This window comes from Pusillibacter faecalis, assembly GCF_018408705.1.
In the GTDB taxonomy this organism is placed as follows: Bacteria; Bacillota; Clostridia; order Oscillospirales; family Oscillospiraceae; genus Oscillibacter; species Oscillibacter faecalis.
The window spans coordinates 104,253-124,756 of record NZ_AP023420.1; the positions used below are offsets into that span (position 1 = coordinate 104,253).

Consider the following 20,504-nt stretch of genomic DNA (forward strand, 5'->3'; position numbering starts at 1 on the left):
CAGACAAAGAAAAAGGCACCCGTTTCCGCAGAAAATCAGATGCCTCATAACTCCATATCGTGTTTCTTTTTCGGAGCGATCCGCCCCTCACGTTCCCAGCGTTCCCGGTTATCCCGGTCAGCGTCCACCTTGCCTTTCGCCAGCTTCTCCAGGATGGATTCCCTGGCTTTCTCCTTGATCTGCTCTTTACCAGCTTTCTTGACCTCCGGCTGCAAAAGCGATTTCTGGATTTTTGCCAGGGCGTTCTGCATGACCCGCTTGATTTTGGTAATCACACCATCCAGCCGGGCGGCAGCGTAGTCACGCTCCTTCTTCGGGGCCTTCCGCTCCGGCGAAAGCACCCACGTTTTCGTTTCTTCAATCAGACGAATATCTTCTTTGTGTGTCTCCTGACGGACAGTATCGGTCACCACCTCCACCGCCTTGTCATAGGCCACATCGGAAACATCATCCAGCAGCGTCTCTACGTCCTCAATTTTAAGCGTCAGTTCTTCCAGCTTCTGCTCCTGCGCCGCCAGCTGCTCCTTCTGCTTCATCAGGATATAATCCTGTTTTTCCAGATACTCCCGCCCACCGTAGGACGGTTCCTGATCCAGATGCAGCCCATGCCGCTTCGTGATGTCAAACAGGATCGTCCGGCAGACCGCATCGAAGGTCTGTTTCCGGTTGTTATGCCTGCCTTTTGGCTTGTCCGGGTTCGGGAGAGGGATGCCCAGTTCCTCCAGCGCCTTCTCCTGCTGGGGGCACAGTTCCCCGTAGCGGTTCTCACAGTCGAACACATGGCGCTCATGGATGTGGGGCGTCCCCTCGTCCAGATGGAGCGCCCAGTCCAAGATGTGAATATGGGAACCAAAGCGGCGCTCGAATTCCTCATAGAACTCGTTGACGATACGAAAGAGGGTTTCCGGCGGGACGGATTCTTCCAGCGTGCCGATCTGGTAGATGCTTTCCTCCGGGCAGGTCTTGTTGTTTTTCAGCAAGTCCTCCACGGTGCGGTTGCGCTCGGTGTGCCGGGTTTTCTCATTCCGGGCATTCTGCGCCTCCACATGGTCAGAATAATGCTCGTAGTAGTACATCCGCTCGATTTCCTCAAAGCTGAAATCCGGCTGCTCCGGGTTCTCCCGGAACTCGTGTGTGGTGAAGCCCCGGTAGCAGTCCCAGTAGACGTTCTGTCTGGCCCGCTCTGCGTCAATGTGTTCGCTGTTCTCCACATCGAACCGGCGGTCATTGTGGCGGGGATTGTAGGTGCCATGCTTGCCGGAGCGTCCGTTGTGCCTTGTCAGTTTCAAACAATTTCCCTCCTTCCTGCGAAGATGTTCCGGGGCCGGGGAAAGGCGGCGAAGCCGCAAATTCTGCGTCAGGTAATACCCAGTATAAGTTGACGCAGGCATCAACTTTCCCTGGGCAAGGCGCTTCGCCCTTGACCCGATGGGGCGGCTGCCCTCAACCCGCCAATGGGCGTTGCCCCTTGACCCCAGCAGTGCGCTGCCGCCCCTGCGCCCCGGCACAAAGGGCTTGCCACCCTCTGTACTCCCGCCCGGAGAAGCGGTTTCCGCCAGTTTCACCGGCTCCGTATCCGCACAGTTACGCCTTTCGGCGGGAAGTGGATACGGAATACGCCTGCGGGGATTGCCGGTCAAAACGCCGGGTGCAGACCCGGCATTTTTGCCGTAATCGCCCCAATTTCAGGCGATTTTTTCTTCCGTTGTCACCACCTGAAAGCCATGCTCTTTTGCGTAGGCGCTGGCAGCGGCTTTCCGTTCCTCGCTGTACGGCGGCACCAGCCGGATCGACAGCCGGGACTTGTCCAGCACATAGGTCACGCTGCCCTCCGGCGTGCTGCGCTCCAACCGGCACAGCAGCGGATACTTCCGGCTGAAATCGGCCAGCCTGCGCTTCAAGCTGGCGTTGAAGGTATAGATGCTGGCAAGGTTCTCCGCCTCGTTCCAGTTGATGATGGTTTCTTTCTCATACTTAGACAGCTTCGTCATACAAATCCTCCTCATAATCGGTGTAAGATTTCAGCACACGCAGGCTGCGCTTGAGACGGCGGTACTCGTCCATCTCCATGCGCAGATGGTGGTAAAAAGCCTCGTACCAGCTTTCGTCCACCTCCGTCTCCATCTTCCGGGCCAGCCCCAGCATCCGGCGTTTGGCCTCTGGGTCAACGGTCAGGGCCGTCAGCCATTTCAGCCGTGTCACCGTGTTGTGGTGGCTGGGACAGGCGAAAGCGTAGAGAATCTTCTTTTCCTTCATGCTCAGTGTCATAATGATTTCCTCCATTTCTTTGCTGCGGAGCCATGCGCCCCGCATGATAAACTTGTTTTTTGTCCGCCGGTCTGCCTGCAAGCCGCTCCTGCCCGGAATTTCTCCCGGCGTATCGGCCTCTTTGGTGCGCTCGCTTTCTGTCATGGCGCCACTTCCCCGGAGGTCATACCCCTTGCAGCCGGTCATTCGATTTTCAAGGTTCAGTGCTTGTTTACAAGAACCAGTTTACCGAAAAAAGAGGCCCTTTCCCGTATGTCCAAAACGTCGGAAAAATCCGTAAAAGCCGCATATTTCCACGCTTATGGAATCGTGCTATAATAGATGTAATCACTGAAAAATCAATGACGAGAGGGGGCTTTGGATGTACACAAAGCTAACAATCCCGGAGCGGCTCAAAGACCTGCGGGTGGTAGACAAACACCTGACACTGGAACAGCTGGCGGAGCAAACCGGCCTGTCAAAATCTGCGCTGGGAAAATATGAAAGCGATGATTATAAGGACATCAGCCCGTTTGCGATTGCAACGCTGGCGGAGTTTTACGGTGTGTCCACAGACTATCTGATGGGGCTGTCAGAAAATAAAAATCACCCAAACACAGAACTTCAAGCTCTGCATCTGAGTGATGATATGGTAGAACTTTTGAACAGCGGAAAAATCAACAACCGGCTTCTCTGCGAACTTGCCACGCACCCGAACTTCCAGCGGCTGATGGTAGATATGGAAATCTTCATCGATCGGATTGCCGATATGCGGGTGGAACAGATGAATCTGGTGCTGGAAGCTACCCGGCAGACGGTTCTCAGCAACCATGCGCCGGGAGAAAATGACCTTTATATGAGGACGCTGGAACTGGGGCAGATACAAGAGAGCGATTTTTTCAGCCATGTCCTGCATGACGATTTGGACAGCATTACACAGGATATACGGGAAGCCCATTTGAAAGACAAGACCACCGCCGACCCCCAACCCACGCTGGAGGACGTCAAGGAAAAATTTGAACAGGCCGTCCAGCAGGGCAGCCAAGAAGAAATGGCAATCCACGAGTTCTGCGACAGGATGCAAATCCCGTTCGAGAAGATTTCCTCGGAGGACTTCTCGGCGTTCCTTCGGATACTGAGCCTGTCTAAGCTATTCAAAAATCCCAACAACATGAGGGGGAAAGCTCGGCCACAGATTTATCATGGGATGAAGAAAAGAAAAAAGAAGTAAAAGTAAGGTCATCCACAATTATTGCGGATGACCTTATTTATTCTGGGTTACAAATCCTCCAAAGATTTTGTATTGCGGGCATAAACCTGGTTGTAACATTGCTCTTTTTGTTTGCGATTGATTGTGTTGATAAATGCTCTTTCAGAATCACTGTTTAAGTGAAACAAGCCCCCATCATTATCGAAAAGAGCCCCCCAAAAGGCGTTTGGGTGAATGGTGCAAAGAAGTAATTTAGGTGAAAGCGGATAGTAACCAAGCGTGCTTTCCTGAATCAAACCATTTGAAAATGGAACCGCGCTAAGGGTTTGACTATTAACAAGCATGAAAGGATTATCGCTTGTTACAAACTCCATATTACCACAAATATGATAAAAAACAAATGTATGCCATCCGATGACGTTTGTGTATTGGATGATTCGATCTGTATCTAATGTGACATCCATAGAAATTTGCTTAAAATAGTTTGGATCGGCTCTAAATGTATCTAAAAATTCAGTCTGCTTAGCGGACAGCGGCCCGAATTTTTCTTTAGCTTTTTTTGTTACATCAGGAAACAACTTGACAAAAAGATCTTCTTCATACCTTCTGCTTTGCTTTCCTCGAAGCAGCTGCATTACCAGTATGAGTGCAAGTTGGATCTTTTCCTCTGGACTAATGATACAATGTCCTGTCCTAACCAGAACATTACCTCTGGAGATTATTTGTGGAAACAAATCTCCCATTAAAGGCTCTATGCCTTTTGCATAGAATTTTTCCCAGTAATAAGGATCATCCAATTTATCCAAAGTATAAAAGTTTTTTTCAGCACCGATAACACTTGTTCCTGAAGAAAAGATTTTTCCTGTATCACTATTCAAAACCGCCAATCTGCCATCTTGTGAACAAAAATTTTTAAGATAAACCTGTGGTACATGGTGCTGATGAATTGGGTTGTTTTGGTTCTTGATTTGATCACCCCTCTTCTGAGTAAACGAAACGCTGTTACTCCGCATACTTCTTAAAATTTTCGGCTTGCTCCAAAACTTCTTTATACACATCATCAATCGTAACTGGAGGATAATCGAACTCATCCAACAGAAGAATTAAATCCACCTGAAGGGTAGCTTTAATATCCTCTCGTGTAGACCAGTCTGTATATTTTGCTTTGTCATCCACAATTACTTTGATACGCTTGGACAGCTCAATCATCTTATCGTCGGGATACTCGAACTCATACTTCTTGGCCACAGCTTTTAGAATGTCATAGAAGGCTTTTTCCTCGTAGTCGATTCCCATCGCTTTAAAGGAGTCCTTTTCCAGTTTCAATTCTTCCAGCAATTTGGCAAGCTGTTCAGCCACATCATCAAGAACTTCGTTGGCGAAGGCCTCATCCCGGCGGCGGTTGTTGTATTGGTCCACCACACGTTTCAGGCGTTCTGAAAACTCCATTCCCATAATGCGGTTGACTTTTTTATACTCGTCGATAGCCTGGGACAAAAGCCGCTGTAAGACCTTAATTTTGGTATTGGGCAGCTGGATGGCGTTAATTTTGTCGATGTACTCGTCGCTGAATATGTCCACAGAAATGTGCTTTCCGGTTTCAAACAGTTCCTCAATACCATCAGATTGAATAGCTCCTTCCAGAAGTTCACGCACACGGGCATTCATTTGGGAAATATCCGGTGCATCGCCTTTTGTGAGCTTGAACAGGATAGACCGCACTGCACAGTAAAAGTGAATATAGTCCTTCTCCGTATCCGAGATGGCATCGCTGGACCCACACAGATTAAATGCCTGCTTCATGCGTTTCACAGCAGCCATAAAACGCCGTTCCAGTTCTTCGGTCAGCTGGACATATTCCACCGCACGGTTCAGACAAGCCAGCTGTTCTTTCGGCGTACCATGGAAAAAGTCGTTGCTGTTGAAATTATGGAACATCTGCCCCAGCACTTCCAGCTGGTCCTTGACAATTGTGACAGACTGTTCTACGCCCTCAAACTCTTCACTCTCAAAATTCGTGTACTTTTTCAGGGCGAGGTTCATGTTTTTCTTGATGCCGATGTAATCAACGATCAGGCCCTTTTCCTTACCGGTGTACACACGATTCACACGGGAGATCGTCTGGATAAGGGTGTGCTGCTGGATGGGCTTGTCGATGTAAATGGTATCCAGGGCCGGTACATCAAATCCCGTCAGCCACATATCCACCACAATGGCAATTTTAAAGTTGGATTTCACATTCTTAAATTGCCGATCATATTCCTTGCGGTCATCCTTGGTCCCCAGCATTTCATAAAGAGCTGGCTCATCATCCTTGTTTCGGGTCATGATGAGCTTAATTTTTTCGATAGGCTTCAGCTCTTTTTTCTCTTTGTCGCTCAGTTCCACACCATCCGGACAGATCTTTTTCTCCGCCCATTCCGGCCGCAGCCCAACCACGATCTGGTAAAAATCATAGGCAATTTTGCGGTTGGAACAGACAAACATAGCTTTCCCGGCAACGGTAGCCCCCTCGGAAACACGGGTCTCATAGTGGCGGATAAAATCTTCGGCTACTGCGCGAAGCCTGTCCGGGTCTCCGATGATGGCATCGATATGGGCCACTGCTTTCTGGCTCTCCTCAATCTGATGCTCGTTTGCACCTTCTACCGCACACTGGGCATAGTAATCCTCGATTTCCTTTACCTTGGCTTGGTCCAAAGTAACCTTGGCCGCCCGTCCATCGTACACCAGATTGACAGTGATCCCGTCCTTGACAGATTCAGTCATGGTGTAGGAATCTACCACGGGGCCAAACACCTCGATGGTACCATCCACCGGCGTACCGGTGAAACCGACATAAGTAGCATTGGGCAGGGAATCGTGGAGATATTTGGCAAAGCCGTATTTGCGTTCTACACCGTCTTCCGTCACCTTTACCTTTTGGTCGAGGTTGATCTGGCTGCGGTGCGCCTCGTCGGAAATACAGATCACATTCGTTCGGTCGGTCAGCAGTTCCAGATCCTCGGTGAATTTCTGAATAGTGGTCAGGTACACGCCGCCACTGGTTCTGCCTTGCAGTTCTTGCCGGAGGGCCTCGCGAGAATCAATGCTTACCACCGTTTCATCGCCTATATACTTTTTGGAGGCAATGAACTGTTTGGAAAGCTGGTCGTCCAGATCGGTGCGGTCAGTGATGAGCAGGATGGTGGGACTGTGAAAATACGGGCTTTTCATCAGCATCCGGGTAAGGAACAGCATGGTATAGCTTTTGCCGCAGCCGGTAGCACCAAAGTAAGTGCCGCCTTTGCCGTCTCCCTCCGGCTTCAAGTGCCTCTTGATGTTTTCAAACAGCTTGGTTGCCGCAAAATACTGCGGATACCGGCACACAATTTTTGTGTCCTTGTCGGAGCTGTCCGGAAAATAGATAAAATTCTTGATGACAGCCAGCAGCCGGTCTTTACGGAAAAGACCGCTCACCATGGTTACGAGAGAGCTAATGCCATCCAGCTCCTTGTCATCGGACTCGATTTTGCGCCAGGCGTAAAAGAAGTCGTAAGGGGCAAAGAAGGAGCCATACTTGTTGTTCGCACCGTCGCTGATGACCAAGAAGGCATTGTACTTGAACAGTTCGGGGATGTCCCGGCGATAGCGCACAGTGAGCTGGGTGTAGGCGTCCATGATAGTAGTGTTTTCCTTGACGGCACTCTTGAACTCCAGCACCACCACCGGAATGCCGTTGAGAAAGACAATACCGTCCGGGATACGAAGCTGACCGCCCACACCCTCAATCTCAAACTGGTTAACGATTTTGAAGACATTGTTTTCCGGATGGTCGTAATCCACCAGCTGGATGTACAAATCCTTTTGGGTACGGTCTTCTCGGTTGAGAATGAAGCCGTCGCGGAACAGCTTGCAGAACGCCTTATTAGCTTCGTAGATAGTGCCGGAAATGGATTTTAACCGCAAAAGGATACTGTCTGCTTCCGTGGTGGTAAGCCCGTCTTTGGCATAACGATTCAAAAGGTACTGCCGCAGATCATCCGTGAGCAGAACTTCCGAACGCTCCCGGTGAATCTGCTCGCCGTTCAAGTAAAGGTATCCCTCATCCTGAAACAGTTCCATAATGGACATTTCCAGAGAATGTTCATTGAAGTTTATCACTGCTATCACCTTCTATCCTTAAATATCAGCCTCATAATATATCGGCATAGTATCTGCCATTTATCTTAGAAAAAGTAACTTGTGCAGGGAACAAGTTTTCTCCCATATTGGCTATTCCGATAGCGGTGTATGCCCAATCACTCAATTCTTGAGGTAGTCTATAACATACAGGCTTTTCATCTTTTAAAACTGTGATCAAAGGGAGTGCCATGTTGCTCATACCTACGGACAACACCATGGCCGTTTGGCTACCCTCATTTATTGGAATAATCGGCTGTTTTTCAATATCAAAAAATACTTTTGCGCCTCGCCTATTTATAAAAAACTCTTTATTTGTATCCGTAATCGGATCGATTGGCAATTTGTTTCTTCTTCTATCAAAATAGTCCTCCAATTGTTTGCAGGCAAAGCTATTAAAATATTCGCCTTGCATACTGAGACCTTCATCATGTATCTGCTTTACAGATTCAAAATGGTTCATATAATTTAGCAGCGCAATAAATGTCACTAAATCATCCGAATAGATTCCTGCATACGACTTGTACCAAGCGTGATCCCATTCGCAGATTATCTTATACAACTTCTTGTAAAGTTCCAACTGGGCTTCATTCATTTGAAACCATCTGGCAGCTAATACTTTTTTCTGCACGCCTTCTTCCGGAGAATGGTAACGCAGAGAATCACACAATGATTTTAGTAGCTTTGTTATAATTCCTGCCATTATATCCGCTATACGAATTCCGAAACTGCTTAAAGAATCGACTTCTACGGTATTTTGAAGCCCTATAAGCCGAGCAGATTGTAGAGTTTTGCTTTCCTGGCCTTCTTCACCTTCTTTATCAAGGGTTAAAAAATAATCTGTAATTTTTTCTTCTTTCAGATATTCTCGAAACCCATCAAAAGGCATGTAGTAAGTCCAGTCAAGCTTTGGCACGACAGAAACGTTTTCTAAATAATACAGAACTGCTTCAAAGGCTTGGCTTTCCTGCCTTTTCAGCTCAATATTTTCCTTGTTGCACTCGATTCGTTCTCGAAAGAACTCCTTCAAAACATCCACAAAAGATTCTGGCGAATTGAAAATACAATCAATTACTTTTTCAGGCCGATACATGACAAGGACTTTTGTGATAGAGTACTTCATAGCATCCGCATCTAAGAAAAAGTTGCTTTTATACTCGGCGAAAAGCTGCAAAACAAGATACTCTATCTTACTCGCAATGAAAAAATAGAGGTTGAATTCTTCATCAAAAAGAGAAAGAAAATCGTCGACAAATTGAACATTGTACTTGTTCATGGAAGCAAAGCCAAAATCGAATTGGCTTTGTTTCAACGTCTCACTTTTCAATTCTCCCTTCTTGTTTTTGCGAGCCGCATATCTTTCTTCAAACGCTAGATGCTTTTTATGAACAGCCTGTTCTTTTTCTTTTGGCCATCCTACAATTACAGATACAAAATTGTCGTAGTAGTTATTGGATTTTACAGTTTTACTAGTGATTTTTCTACTGTGTTCTGATTCGTCATAATAAAAATTATACATTTTCATGCCATCCACCTCTGCGGGGTCAGCCCATCCTGCACATAGTGGCGCAAAAGATACTATCGCAGATCATTTATGAGCTGAACATCTGAATGAGCCCCATGAAATCTGTTTTCCGTTCAGACAGATAAAAGAGGGGACCTCAATGCCAACTATCAATGAACATTCTTCCAAAATGTCCGTTGATGAAATTGTTTCAGGATGAAAGCTATATCTGCTTTTAACCCCAAGTGTTACATCTGGTCTACCTTTCTTAAATTCCGGGAAGGTCCTCCTATATATGTACTCTTTGCAATCTGTTGCAACTCAAAGTCGTTATCAAAAACCAAATTATCACATGGTATATGCACACTCATCTTTCGCTCATTTTGTTCGAGCTGATCAAATAATGCCGGATTTGCTATAAAGTAATCCTGTATTGGCAAATAGTAGACCATCTCCGTTTCAACATCCATATAAAATAAAACAAAAGCATTTGCGCTGCTCAACCCATAAGTGATTGTTTTAACATCAAGAGAAAAAGAAAAGCAATTTTCAGATTTCATTTTATTGGGATTTCTTGTTCCCTTAATTTGGCCTTCCAACTTTCTGTTTGTCCATTTTTCCTGCTCAATCAGTTCTATTGTACAGTCCACTCCATTATCATTACCAGTCTGTTCTCGGTATTCCCAATGCTCTGATGGGAAAATGTAGTGAACTAATTTGCGAGCTTCAGCTCCAATAATACGGGCAGGACAATCTTGCGGTAACTTTGGCATAATATCCACGCATCTTTCAAAATGATATTTTAGTGGCTTGACATAGAAGTGGTTATTGCATCTTTTAGGTCACTGAGTTTGGTAATTTCGTGAGTATTTTCAATCATTTTTGCAAATAACGGCGTCACTTGCTTTTCAAAATATTGAAGAACATCCTCAGATGGCAAAATAAGAGGTATTTTTCTCAGCACATTTAGACTAACATAAGATTGTGTGCTTCCTGCCATATAAGAAGCTATATACTTTTTTACAATTTCACTTTTGAGGTATGATAGAATAAAATGGCGTATGGCCGGATTTTGAGATGTGCGGAATAGTCCTACATTCTTTATTGCAAAATCAATTTTCTGGTCTGTGATAAAGGAAATAGTACCAATTGTTCCTATCATACTAAAAAGAATATCCCCATACTCAACTTTGCTTCTTTCATTTACTTTTCTAAAATCAGCTTCACTAATAAGGTACGCATTACTACGGTCAACAGCATACGGAAGTAGGTGTCGAGACGTGATGAGATATTTACCAGATTCGGTGGGGCTTGGTGAATCATGTGTACCATCACGAACATCAACAAGCGAATCCATGTCAACGAGATTCCAATTTATAGGATATTTTCCGAATTCAAACTCTGTAAACTCTGAATAGGTTGCTCTTTCATAGTCAATAAACAATGACTTGAAGACTGCTTGAATTGTTGCTTCTAAATTCTCATTGATCTTCCGCTTGAGTGCAATCCGGTCGGTGATGGTCTGGTACGCCTTTACAATGCTGCGCTGCTTTTCAATGGGAGGAACCGGGATGCTTATACGGCACAAATCATCCCAGGTAATACCTCCACGCACACTACCATCGGTCATAAACCAGCACTCACGGTCGAATTCTGGTCTCCGGAACCACATCATCAAGTAGTCCATATCCAGAATAGTCGGGTCAATGATTTCAAACATGAAATAGGCAGGCGAAACAATTGCGGGAATGTCATCTTTGTAAAGCGCAATCGGGAGTCGTTCATCTCGTCCAACGTGCATAGGATTACAGGCAAACATTCCTTTTTGAATCAATTTGTATCGGCTTAAATCCGTTCCAATTACATTTGCAACAGAAGGCATAAATTCTTTGTTGATGCTGATGCCCAGTACAGTATTGGTTACTTCATCTTTATTGCGAAAATCCACCAATCTGATATGTTTCCCTAAAACATCATAATTCGATCTCATAACCCAGCTCCTTAAACACTGCCAGCAAATCTGCCTTTGACTTTTCTTCCTCTGCCAACAGCTCTTTCAGCTCGGCCTGCAAGGTTTTCATTTTAGTGTCAAAGTCGATGGCTTCATCCCGGTTGACAAACTCAATATACCGGCTGGGCACCAGGGTAAACCCCTTTTCCGCCACTTCCTCAAAACTGGCGCTGTAACAGAACTCCGGCACATTCTGATAGGTTTCTTCATAGCCTTCCTGCTGCCATGCGTGATAGACGCCAGTCACCTTGGCACGGTCTTCCTCGGTCAGCTCGATATATTTCTTCTCGTAAGGGCTGCCCATCTGCCGCAGATCCATGAACAGGATTTCCCGCTCCCGGTTGCGATAGCGCTTCACCTCGCCGTTTTCCTCTACCACACGAGCCTTTTTGTTCTTGTTCAAAATCCAGAGGGTCACACTGATGTCCGTGGTATAGAACAGGTTGCGAGGCAGAATGATGATGGCCTCCACAAGATTGTTTTCGATGAGCTGCCGCCGGATTTTCAGCTCGGTGCCGTCATCGGACAAAGCGCCATTGGCCAGCAGGAAACCGGCCACGCCGTTCTGCGACAGTTTGGAGACAATATTCAGAATCCAGCCGTAGTTTGCATTGCTGGTGGGCGGCACTTCATAGCCATCCCAGCGGGGATCGCCTACCAGTTCATCGGCGGCCCTCCACTCCTTCTGATTGAAGGGCGGGTTTGCCATGATATAGTCCGCTTTCAGGTCCTTGTGCTGGTCGTTGGTGAAGGTGTTCGCCGCCATTTCGCCCAGGTTGGCGGAAATGCCTCGGATAGCCAGATTCATTTTGCACAGCTTGTAGGTGGTGTTGGTGTACTCCTGCCCGTATATGGACACCTTCTTTTTGTTGCCGTGATGGGCCTCCACGAACTTCATGGACTGCACAAACATACCGCCGGAGCCGCAGCAAGGGTCATACAGGATACCGTCATAAGGTTCAATCATCTCAGCAATCAGATTAACAATACACTTTGGGGTATAAAATTCGCCCTTACCCTTGCCTTCCGCCAGCGCAAATTTGCTCAGAAAGTATTCGTAAATCCGGCCGATAATGTCATTTTCTGTATCGCCGGTGTTGATCTTGTCGATTTCATCCAGCAGAGACGCCAACTTTGCCGTGTCGATGTGGAGCCGAGAATAGTAGTTATCCGGCAAAGCACCCTTCAAAGAGGGATTGGCCTTTTCAATCGTATACAGCGCAGTGTCAATTTTCAGAGCAATATCATCCTGCTTGGCGTTCTCCATGATATAGGTCCACCGACTGATCTCCGGCAGAAAGAATACATTGTCCTTGGTATAGAAAGCGACATTGTCCAGGAACTTTTCCCCGTATTTTTCCGCAATCAATTTGCGTTGGGCCTCAAATTTGTCGCTTGCAAATTTTAAGAAGAAAAGGCTCAAAACGACGTGTTTATACTCTGCCGGTTCCACAGAACCACGCAGTTTGTCTGCCGATTTCCACAGCGCTTCCTCCATAGAAACTTCTTTTTTGGGCTTTGCCGCACCTCTGGCCATCTTATTTTCCTCCGATTTTCGGTAATTTTATATTATCGTATAAAGCAGCACTCTATTTCTGGCTATCATGTACCGCTTCGCAAATATCTCCAATATCACAGTCGAGATACTCACAGATTCGCAATAATACAGAAAGGGCTACTTCATCGCCCTTGTTCAGTTTCGCCATGGTCCCAGTGGCCAGTTTCAGGTCCGCCCGGAACTTCATTTTGCTTATATCACGCTCTAATAGCAGCATCCATAATTTTTTATAACTGACCTTCATATTCAAATCTGCTCCTATTCATAGTGTACATAGCAAGTAACTATTCTAATTTTAGTCGAAAAAGCACCAGCTTGCAACATTGATGTGCAATTTATTACATAATAACTTCAACTTCGTGCATTTCTTCACCGTGAACGAAAAGATTTTATGTTATAAAATAAGCAGGGACTACTCCCAAAAGAGCAATCCCTGCTTATCGGTTATTCCAAATAACGATTTAGTGATAAATTATCTCGCTTCGAACAATTTCTTCTGCCCGGTTGCGGATGTTGTTCATGGTGCCCACCCACGCCATTGGATCATGGGCTTTCAATTCTTCGGTAATGTTTTCTGCCGCTTTCATCTGATTGATGAGGCGGTTCATCCGCTCTTGTGCTTGCTCATTCAAATCGGCCAGATATGTCCAGAGCTTGCCGGACAAAATCAGTTCATTGTACAGGGCTGGATGGTACTGCTCCAAATAGTCTTTATGCATCCGCCCCCAAATCCCAATAGGGCGGGTTTCTTCCGGTAGCTGCAAGTCTGGAATGTAGTAGTCGCCAACCAACGTATACCGCAGACCATTATGTTCATCGTAAATATGATTTTTGAGTTCTTCCATGTTGTTGATCTCCTCATTCTGGTGTGATAGTTAGCAAGCCTGGCTCTCCAGAAATATTGGTAAATCATTGGTAAAACTGAGGCTGAAACACAGGAAGTGCTTGATTTACAGGCGTTTTTTCACGTCCGGTAAATCCTGCCGTGGCAGACAAACAGAATTCTGGTCATTTTTCTTTTCACCCTTTGTTTTTCTCCACAAGTATAACAGGGATTTTCTTCTGCGTCGAGTATAGGTTCCCACCATATCTCCGCATGAATTCAACTGCTTCGTCTGCTTTTCCGGCAAAGCTGCGTATGGCATCTGGCGGAGATTACTAGGTGAGACTCCCCGGCAATACGAGTACATCTCTCATAGACACTCTGCTGCCGTTGCCGTCTCAGCTGCAGACCGTTCTTCCGAACTTTCAGATTGCAGAACAATGGCTGATGGTGGGAACTCATTCCCCGTTCACTATCCCTTACAGTGAAAATTTTTGAAATCATGTTTGATCATAAGATATCCCTGTGTTATCATGAAATACGACCGGTCAAAATTGTTTCTGGAGTGGTTGTCTCATGAGCTTGACTGTTTCTCAATTATTGGAATTACCCTGCTTGCGGCGAGCAAAAGTACTGGCAGGCCACAACAGCCTTGAACGGATTGTCACAAGCGTCACGGTACTGGAGTATTCGACCCCCACAGATATGCAGAAAAAGCTATATGAGAGCATTGATTTTTGGGGAAGCGAACTAATTCTCACCGGCTTTTGCAACATTGCCGATGACGTGGATGCCCAATGTGATAATATCAGAATGTTTGCTATGGCTGGCGAAGTAGGGATGATTCTATATTATGTTGGTCTCATTCTTCCACGGGTAGATCCAAAACTGATTCAACTGGCAGACGAACTCAATTTTGTTTTGATATGCATGCCCGAAAATGAACCTAACCTCCGTTACGGTGAAGTGATCCAGGAGACTATGGATGCGATTGTTCGGGATGAGCTGAACAACCCGACATTTACGATTGATCTGCTTGAACAGATGACAAAGGTCCCGCCCAATCAGCAAAGCGTAAAAACCATCTTGCGGATTACCAGCGACCGGCTTAGGGCCTCAGCCGTTATTACAGATTCCGAATACCACGTTTTGAGCGAGGCTTCATGGCCCCGGAATCAAGAGATATCCTGGGGCGATATGATCAGTCAGACCGTGAGGCATATCAACAGCGATTGCTCGTGTGAAATCGCTGGAAATCCGAATTTGTTGGCCTACCGAGCGGAAATTCAGCCCAGCAGTTATAGCCGCATGTATTTGTTCGTGTTTTCAGAACGAGGTAAACTGGATCAGGTTCTCTGGAAGCAAGTTGTGGAAGGCGTTCGTGTAAGCATGGGTGTTTGGGGGAAAACGCATGACCAAACAGACCGATCCGAACTCATACGCGCCATCATTCTGGACGAGCCAATTAAAATGCGCAGGCTGGGTGATCTATATCATATTTCTGTTGCCTCTTTAAGTGACATGTGGATTTTAAGAAGCCTCAAGGGTGAAAACCTCTCTCCGTGGGCCAGGGCGGTTTCTGAACTATCTTCCCTCTACACCAAAATCGGGCTGTGCGGGCACTATGAAAATGATATTCTGATTTTTCCTGTCGGCAGCAGGACCTTGCATGAGATGGATGAGTGGACGAATGCTCTTGTACAGTTTTGCCGAGAAAATGGTCTTTCCGTCAAAATAACGCGTTGCCCCTTGCTCCAGTACACGGCAGATGCCAAATATGTATATGAGACAAACCGCGCTTATCTAGAGGACAGCACAAAGGTATTCCCCATGCGGACTTTCTTTACAGTCTCAGAAATCGAATTTGTAAAGGAATGCCGGGAAATCGCCGCACAGGGAAACGATTCTGTGCGGAGATATATGTCGCTGCTTGATCCCATTATGTCTATTAAAGATGGCGTGGAAATGATAAAAACCTTGACCGTGTTCCTCCTGGATAAGAACTCCAGCATTACTGAAACCGCAGCCCACCTCTTCGTCCATAAGAACACCGTCAAGTACCGTCTGCAGAAGGCCGGCAACCTACTTGGATTCCATGTGGGCGATATCCCACAATCTAAAAATCTGCTATATGCACTTGCATTACAGCGGATTATGCGGCTGTCTCCGGGAAAAAATGAGTGATGTTTTCCGCTGCTCCCTCCGGTTATTGTCCAAAGAGACAATGACTGGAGGGAAACTTTATCTCTTTAAACAATGTTTTCTCTTGGCTGTTTCACTATAATCATAAGGAAATATGAGATATTTCACCTGATTTGAGAAATATGGGGAGAGAAATCATGAAACAGACAACGGGCTTTAAAATCCAGGCGGAAGATCGGCAAAGCTGGGGAGCGATTACCATGGTATGGATCGGAGCAATGATTTGTGTTCCGGCATTGATGATCGGCGGCATGATAGGTGCCGGCCTTTCCCTGGAATCTGCTGCAATCGCCATCATCATCGGCTATGCCCTGATCTGTATACTGATGAGCTTTATGGGGATGCATGCCTGTGACACAGGACTGCCCACCGCTGTTATGGCTGGCGGAGCCCTTGGTGAAATGGGTGCCAAGTACATCATCAGTACCATTCTTACCATCTCTTGTGTTGGTTGGTTCGGCATTCAGGCGGCTGTCTGCGGCTCCTCCTTTTCGTCTATGGTGGAAGGCATGTCCGGATTCAGCATCCCTGTATGGCTTTCCTCCGTGGTCTGGGGCATCGTCATGCTGCTGACCGCCTGCTTCCGTTTCAGCGGGCTCAAATGGCTCAATAAGATTGCCGTTCCGCTGTTGGGGATTGTTCTCATATATGCCTTGATTACCAATCTATTGTCCGGCAATGGCGCGGTTTTAGTTGGATATCAGCCAGCTGCTCCTATGAGCCTTGTGAACGGCATCAGCCTGACGGTTGGTTCCTTCGTGGTTGCCGCTGCGATTTCCGGAGATTACTGCCGCTTTGCAAAGAACCGTAAGGACGTTGTAAAATCCTCTGTCCTCGGTGTTTTGCCAGCAGGCCTTATTGTGCTTATGCTGGGAGGGATTCTTGCTATTTGCACAGGTTCCTATGATATTAGTGTATTTTTATCCACAGCGGGACTACCGCTCCTTGGCCTGCTTGCATTGATCTTGGCTACCTGGACAACCAATGTTTCCAACGCTTATTCCGGCGGCCTGGCTCTGTCTGTTTTGCTTGGTCAGGATGAAAAGAAAAGCCAGATAACAACTGCCATCTCTGGCGTCATTGGTACGGTTCTGGCGGCTGTTGGTATTCTGAACGCTATTCAGGGGTTCCTATCCTTACTGTCTGCCATTGTACCCGCTTTGATGGGAGTCATGATTGCTGATTATTGGTTGATTGGTAAGGGCAAGATCGAAAACTTTAAAATTCGGAAGGGCTTTTATGCTCCTGGTATGATTGCCTTTGTGATTGGTGCGTTGATTGCCTGTATGACCGGTGGCACTTTCGCCACAATTCCTGCCCTGTCCTTTCTAAATATTCCCTTTTTCATCAGCTCAATCAATGGGATTGTTGCCGCTTTAGTTGTTTATATTCTTCTCACAAAGGCTTTCGGCAGGCAGGATAATCCGTAATTTGCTGATCCCATGCTGTCAGTGCACGGCGATTCCAACCGTATTCCGCCTGCCCATATTCTGCATAGAATCTAATATAAAAGGAGTGTTTCATTTGCGTAAAATTGGCATCCCAGAAATTGAAGATATCGCCTTAGGCGCGGCACTGTTAGGTGCTGGCGGTGGCGGAGACCCCTATGTGGGGAAGCTGATCGCTATTGGAGCCGTTCAGGAATGTGGACCTGTCACGATACTCGACCCGGATGAAGTGCCTGATGACGCCCTGGTGGTTCCTATCGCTATGATGGGCGCTCCCACAGTCCTCTGTGAGAAGGCAATCGGTGGCGAGGAATATAAAACTCTCTATGAAACTGTCTCCGCCTTTTACGGCAAGCCTATCTATGCCTTCATGCCTATTGAAGCTGGCGGTGTAAACTCCATGCTCCCTATTGCCGCCGCCGCACGTCTGGGGCTTCCACTGGTAGACTGCGATGGCATGGGACGCGCATTTCCAGAACTGCAGATGGTTACATTCACCATCGGCGGCGGCTCAGCAACCCCCATGGCGATGGTTGATGAAAAGGGCAACTCCTGCATCTTCCGCACCGTTACCAACAAATGGACGGAAGAAATGGCACGAGCTGTTACCATGGCCTGCGGCGGCTCTGTGTCCGTATCGCTGTACGCCATGGAAGGCAGGTTTATGAAGGAATACGGCGTTCACGGGATCGTGACCCGCAGTGAAACCCTGGGTTCTGCTATCCGCAAGGTAAAGGAGGTCTCTGATAAGACACCAGAAGAGGCGTTTCTTGAAATTACCGAGGGCTATAAGCTCTTTCAGGGCAAGATCTGTGATGTGCTCCGCGACGTCCGGAATGGATTTAATTTTGGCAAGGTCCTGCTGGATGGTATTGGCGATGATAAGGGGCGGTCTGCTTATGTGGAATTCCAGAACGAAAATCTGACCGCAGTGGTTGATGGAAAGCTGTTGGCCACAACTCCGGACCTGATCTGCCTTGTTGATATTGAAACCTTTATCCCGGTTCCCACAGACGCCTTGAAATATGGTAAGCGAGTCATGGTTGTGGGGCTGAAATGCTTCCCCCTGTGGAGAACAGAAGCGGGACTGAAATTGGTTGGCCCTCGGTACTTTGGTGTTGATACAGACTATATTCCCCTTGAAGAGCGCTGCAAAGGAGGCTGTTGAGCATGTATAAGCTTGGTATTGATGTAGGCGGCACGAACACGGATGCAGTCTTGATTGATGAGAAACTGAATGTCGTTGCTTCCGTCAAGCAGCACACCACGTCTAACATCTATGACGGCATCCTCCATGCCGTTCGTGCTGTTCTTGAGAAATCCGGAGTCAACCGCAGTGAAATCGGACAGGCAATGCTGGGCACCACGCAGTGTACAAACGCAATTGTGGAGAGAAAGAATCTGGCTCCGATCGGAGTCATGCGCATTGGTGCCCCCGCCTCTCGCGGCATTCCTCTAATGGTCGATTGGGCAGAAGATCTCAAAGAAATTGCCGTCAAGACTGCCATTATCGGCGGTGGCTTTGAATACGATGGAAGAGAACTGGCCCCCTTCGATACAGCCGCCGCAGCTACATTCTTTGAGGAGCTGAAGGCTCAGAATGTCAAATCCGTCGCCATCTCCTGTGTGTTCTCAACTGTTCGCAACGACCATGAGCTGGAAGCGGCTAAGCTCTGCAAAGAGATCATGGGCGAGGACGTCCATGTATCTGTCTCCAGCGAAATCGGCTCTATGGGCCTGATTGAGCGTGAGAATGCCACCATTCTCAACGCCGCGCTCTACAAAGTCGCACAGACCTTTACGGAAGGCTTTGCCCAGTCACTGGTCAATGAAGGCGTGACCAACGCTCAGGTCTATTTGTCCCAAAACGACGGCACCCTCATGACCATGGAGTACGCCCGCCGCTATCCCATTCTGACAATTGCCTGTGGTCCTACTAATTCCATTCGTGGCGCCTGCTATCTGAGCCAGTTGAAAAATGCCATTGTGATCGATGTGGGCGGTACAACCACTGACCTGGGCGTGATCCAGAACGGTTTTCCCAGAGAATCCGGCGTTGCGGTCACAATTGGCGGTGTGCGCACCAATTTCCGGATGCCGGATGTCGTTTCCATCGGCCTTGGCGGGGGTTCTATTGTTCGTCAGAAAGAAGATGGCACTGTAACGGTTGGACCTGATTCTGTGGGCTATCAGATCACCGAAAAAGCCCTGTGCTTTGGCGGAGATATTTGTACCGCCACAGATATTGCAGTCCGCCTTGGAATGGCTGATCTGGGAAATCCGGCCTTGGTTTCTCAGATTGATGAGGAATTTGCCCAAAAGGCCATGGATGCGATCCGTACTCTTTGTGAAGATTCTATTGATGCGATGAAGGTCTCTGCTGATGATGTTGATGTTATCCTTGTAGGAGGCGGCTCTATTGTCTTGCCCTCTGATCTTGCTGGCGCAAAGAGCGTGACACAGCATGAATTCGGTAGTGTGGCAAATGCCATTGGTTCTGCCATTTCCAAGGTCAGCGGCACTTATGAGCAGTTGATCGACTATGATAAGGTTCCCCGTGACGAGGCCCTTGCCAAGGCCCGCGCTGAAGCAGTTGAACTGGCTGTGGCCGCGGGCGCCATTCGTGGTACGGTGGAAATCATTGATGCCGAAGATGTTCCGCTGCAATACTATCCTGGAAACACCACCCGAGTGAAAATCAAGGCTGCCGGCGATTTGGCTTAAATTTGCATGGTTATAGGGCTACCAGCCTCTTCTGGCAAATACTCAGCCGAATACAAACTTCCTTTCACGCAAGCCGGTCTCGGCCTTAGCAAACCGCAGCTGACCGTTTCTGCTGAGAAAATCGGGCACAAAATCGTTGGCCTTCGGATGACCACCATCCAGACCAACCAAAAATAGGACTTCTGAAACGCCTCTTTTGCGCTACGGAGCCACGAACATCCCCCTCAGAACTATCTACCGTTCCGAGGGGGATGTTTTGACCAGGGCGCGGAGTTCAAAATAGACGTTTGTTTTTTCAAATAATGTTACAACGCTGGGGTTTCAAACGCGAAGGCCTGTCGTTCTTCCAGGTAGACACTGCGGGATTAAATGGTCTCGCAGTGTCTACTTTACCTTTTGTATCTATCCCATTTCAAAAGTCAAGCTGTCAAATCAGCAAGCAGAACAGCCTCCTTTGGGCAGCGGCATCTTCTCTACTCCTGCAGGCTCCGGTTGGGGCATATGGCAGGGACACCCTTCCACTTGTCTTGGCTTAGCAGCATGAAGCATCGGCAATTCCCCTGCCCTGATTGGACAGCCGGAGGTTTTCTCCATGAAGGCGCAGTGTCATGCAGTC

General features: G+C 47.4%; 16 protein-coding genes. 5 read left to right on the forward strand and 11 right to left on the reverse strand.

What is annotated here, in order from left to right; all coding sequences use genetic code 11:
- Positions 1–44: 44 nt before the first annotated feature.
- The 3 genes from KJS55_RS00525 to KJS55_RS00535 all read right to left on the reverse strand — a co-directional run bounded on the left by KJS55_RS00525 (position 45) and on the right by KJS55_RS00535 (position 2,412).
- Positions 45–1,289, reverse strand: a complete 1,245-nt coding sequence (locus tag KJS55_RS00525; protein ID WP_213542399.1) for a plasmid recombination protein — start codon at positions 1,287–1,289, stop codon at positions 45–47.
- Between the two features lie 396 nt (positions 1,290–1,685).
- Positions 1,686–1,991 (reverse strand): molecular chaperone, encoded by a 306-nt coding sequence (locus KJS55_RS00530; RefSeq protein ID WP_213542401.1) that lies wholly within the window; start codon positions 1,989–1,991, stop codon positions 1,686–1,688.
- Positions 1,975–2,412, reverse strand: coding sequence for a hypothetical protein (locus tag KJS55_RS00535; RefSeq protein WP_228300422.1), 438 nt, complete (start codon positions 2,410–2,412; stop codon positions 1,975–1,977). Before KJS55_RS00535 ends, KJS55_RS00530 begins: the two co-directional genes overlap by 17 nt.
- 217 nt (positions 2,413–2,629) lie before the next feature.
- On the opposite strand from KJS55_RS00535, the gene KJS55_RS00540 reads away from it, so the two are divergent.
- Positions 2,630–3,478 carry a helix-turn-helix domain-containing protein gene (locus KJS55_RS00540; protein ID WP_213542403.1) on the forward strand — a complete coding sequence of 283 codons (849 nt, stop codon included), beginning with the start codon at positions 2,630–2,632 and terminating at the stop codon, positions 3,476–3,478.
- A gap of 47 nt (positions 3,479–3,525) precedes the next feature.
- Here the strand turns inward: KJS55_RS00540 and KJS55_RS00545 are convergent, their stop codons facing one another.
- The 8 genes from KJS55_RS00545 to KJS55_RS00580 all read right to left on the reverse strand — a co-directional run bounded on the left by KJS55_RS00545 (position 3,526) and on the right by KJS55_RS00580 (position 13,536).
- Positions 3,526–4,470: a DUF4238 domain-containing protein gene (locus KJS55_RS00545; RefSeq protein ID WP_213542404.1), complete on the reverse strand. Its 945-nt coding sequence runs from the start codon at positions 4,468–4,470 to the stop codon at positions 3,526–3,528.
- On the reverse strand, positions 4,460–7,600 hold the full coding sequence (locus tag KJS55_RS00550) for a type I restriction endonuclease subunit R (RefSeq protein WP_213542406.1): 3,141 nt from the start codon (positions 7,598–7,600) through the stop codon (positions 4,460–4,462). The genes KJS55_RS00545 and KJS55_RS00550 overlap by 11 nt, the downstream gene beginning before the upstream one ends.
- A gap of 31 nt (positions 7,601–7,631) precedes the next feature.
- On the reverse strand, positions 7,632–9,143 hold the full coding sequence (locus KJS55_RS00555) for a DUF3800 domain-containing protein (protein ID WP_213542407.1): 1,512 nt from the start codon (positions 9,141–9,143) through the stop codon (positions 7,632–7,634).
- 227 nt (positions 9,144–9,370) lie between these two features.
- Entirely contained in the window at positions 9,371–9,895 is a 525-nt protein-coding gene (locus KJS55_RS00560; RefSeq protein ID WP_213542408.1) for a DUF4365 domain-containing protein, read from the reverse strand.
- Positions 9,896–9,924: 29 nt separating this feature from the next.
- Entirely contained in the window at positions 9,925–11,112 is a 1,188-nt protein-coding gene (locus tag KJS55_RS00565; RefSeq protein WP_213542410.1) for a restriction endonuclease subunit S, read from the reverse strand.
- On the reverse strand, positions 11,096–12,670 hold the full coding sequence (locus KJS55_RS00570; RefSeq protein WP_213542412.1) for a type I restriction-modification system subunit M: 1,575 nt from the start codon (positions 12,668–12,670) through the stop codon (positions 11,096–11,098). The genes KJS55_RS00565 and KJS55_RS00570 overlap by 17 nt, the downstream gene beginning before the upstream one ends.
- 52 nt (positions 12,671–12,722) lie before the next feature.
- Positions 12,723–12,935, reverse strand: a complete 213-nt coding sequence (locus KJS55_RS00575) for a helix-turn-helix domain-containing protein (protein WP_213542413.1) — start codon at positions 12,933–12,935, stop codon at positions 12,723–12,725.
- A 217-nt stretch (positions 12,936–13,152) separates the two neighbouring features.
- The gene (locus tag KJS55_RS00580; RefSeq protein WP_213542415.1) at positions 13,153–13,536 is read right to left on the reverse strand and encodes a TnpV protein; all 384 of its coding nucleotides are present in this window, start codon (positions 13,534–13,536) and stop codon (positions 13,153–13,155) included.
- Between the two features lie 554 nt (positions 13,537–14,090).
- Here KJS55_RS00580 and KJS55_RS00585 point away from each other — a divergent pair.
- The 4 genes from KJS55_RS00585 to KJS55_RS00600 all read left to right on the forward strand — a co-directional run bounded on the left by KJS55_RS00585 (position 14,091) and on the right by KJS55_RS00600 (position 19,888).
- A complete protein-coding gene (locus tag KJS55_RS00585; RefSeq protein ID WP_213542416.1) occupies positions 14,091–15,698 on the forward strand; it encodes a PucR family transcriptional regulator in 1,608 nt (535 codons plus the stop codon).
- Positions 15,699–15,838: 140 nt separating this feature from the next.
- A complete protein-coding gene (locus tag KJS55_RS00590) occupies positions 15,839–17,146 on the forward strand; it encodes a cytosine permease (protein ID WP_213542418.1) in 1,308 nt (435 codons plus the stop codon).
- A 94-nt stretch (positions 17,147–17,240) separates the two neighbouring features.
- Positions 17,241–18,332: an S-methyl thiohydantoin desulfurase family protein gene (locus KJS55_RS00595; protein ID WP_187029073.1), complete on the forward strand. Its 1,092-nt coding sequence runs from the start codon at positions 17,241–17,243 to the stop codon at positions 18,330–18,332.
- Between the two features lie 2 nt (positions 18,333–18,334).
- Entirely contained in the window at positions 18,335–19,888 is a 1,554-nt protein-coding gene (locus tag KJS55_RS00600; RefSeq protein WP_213542420.1) for a hydantoinase/oxoprolinase N-terminal domain-containing protein, read from the forward strand.
- Positions 19,889–20,504: the final 616 nt, after the last annotated feature.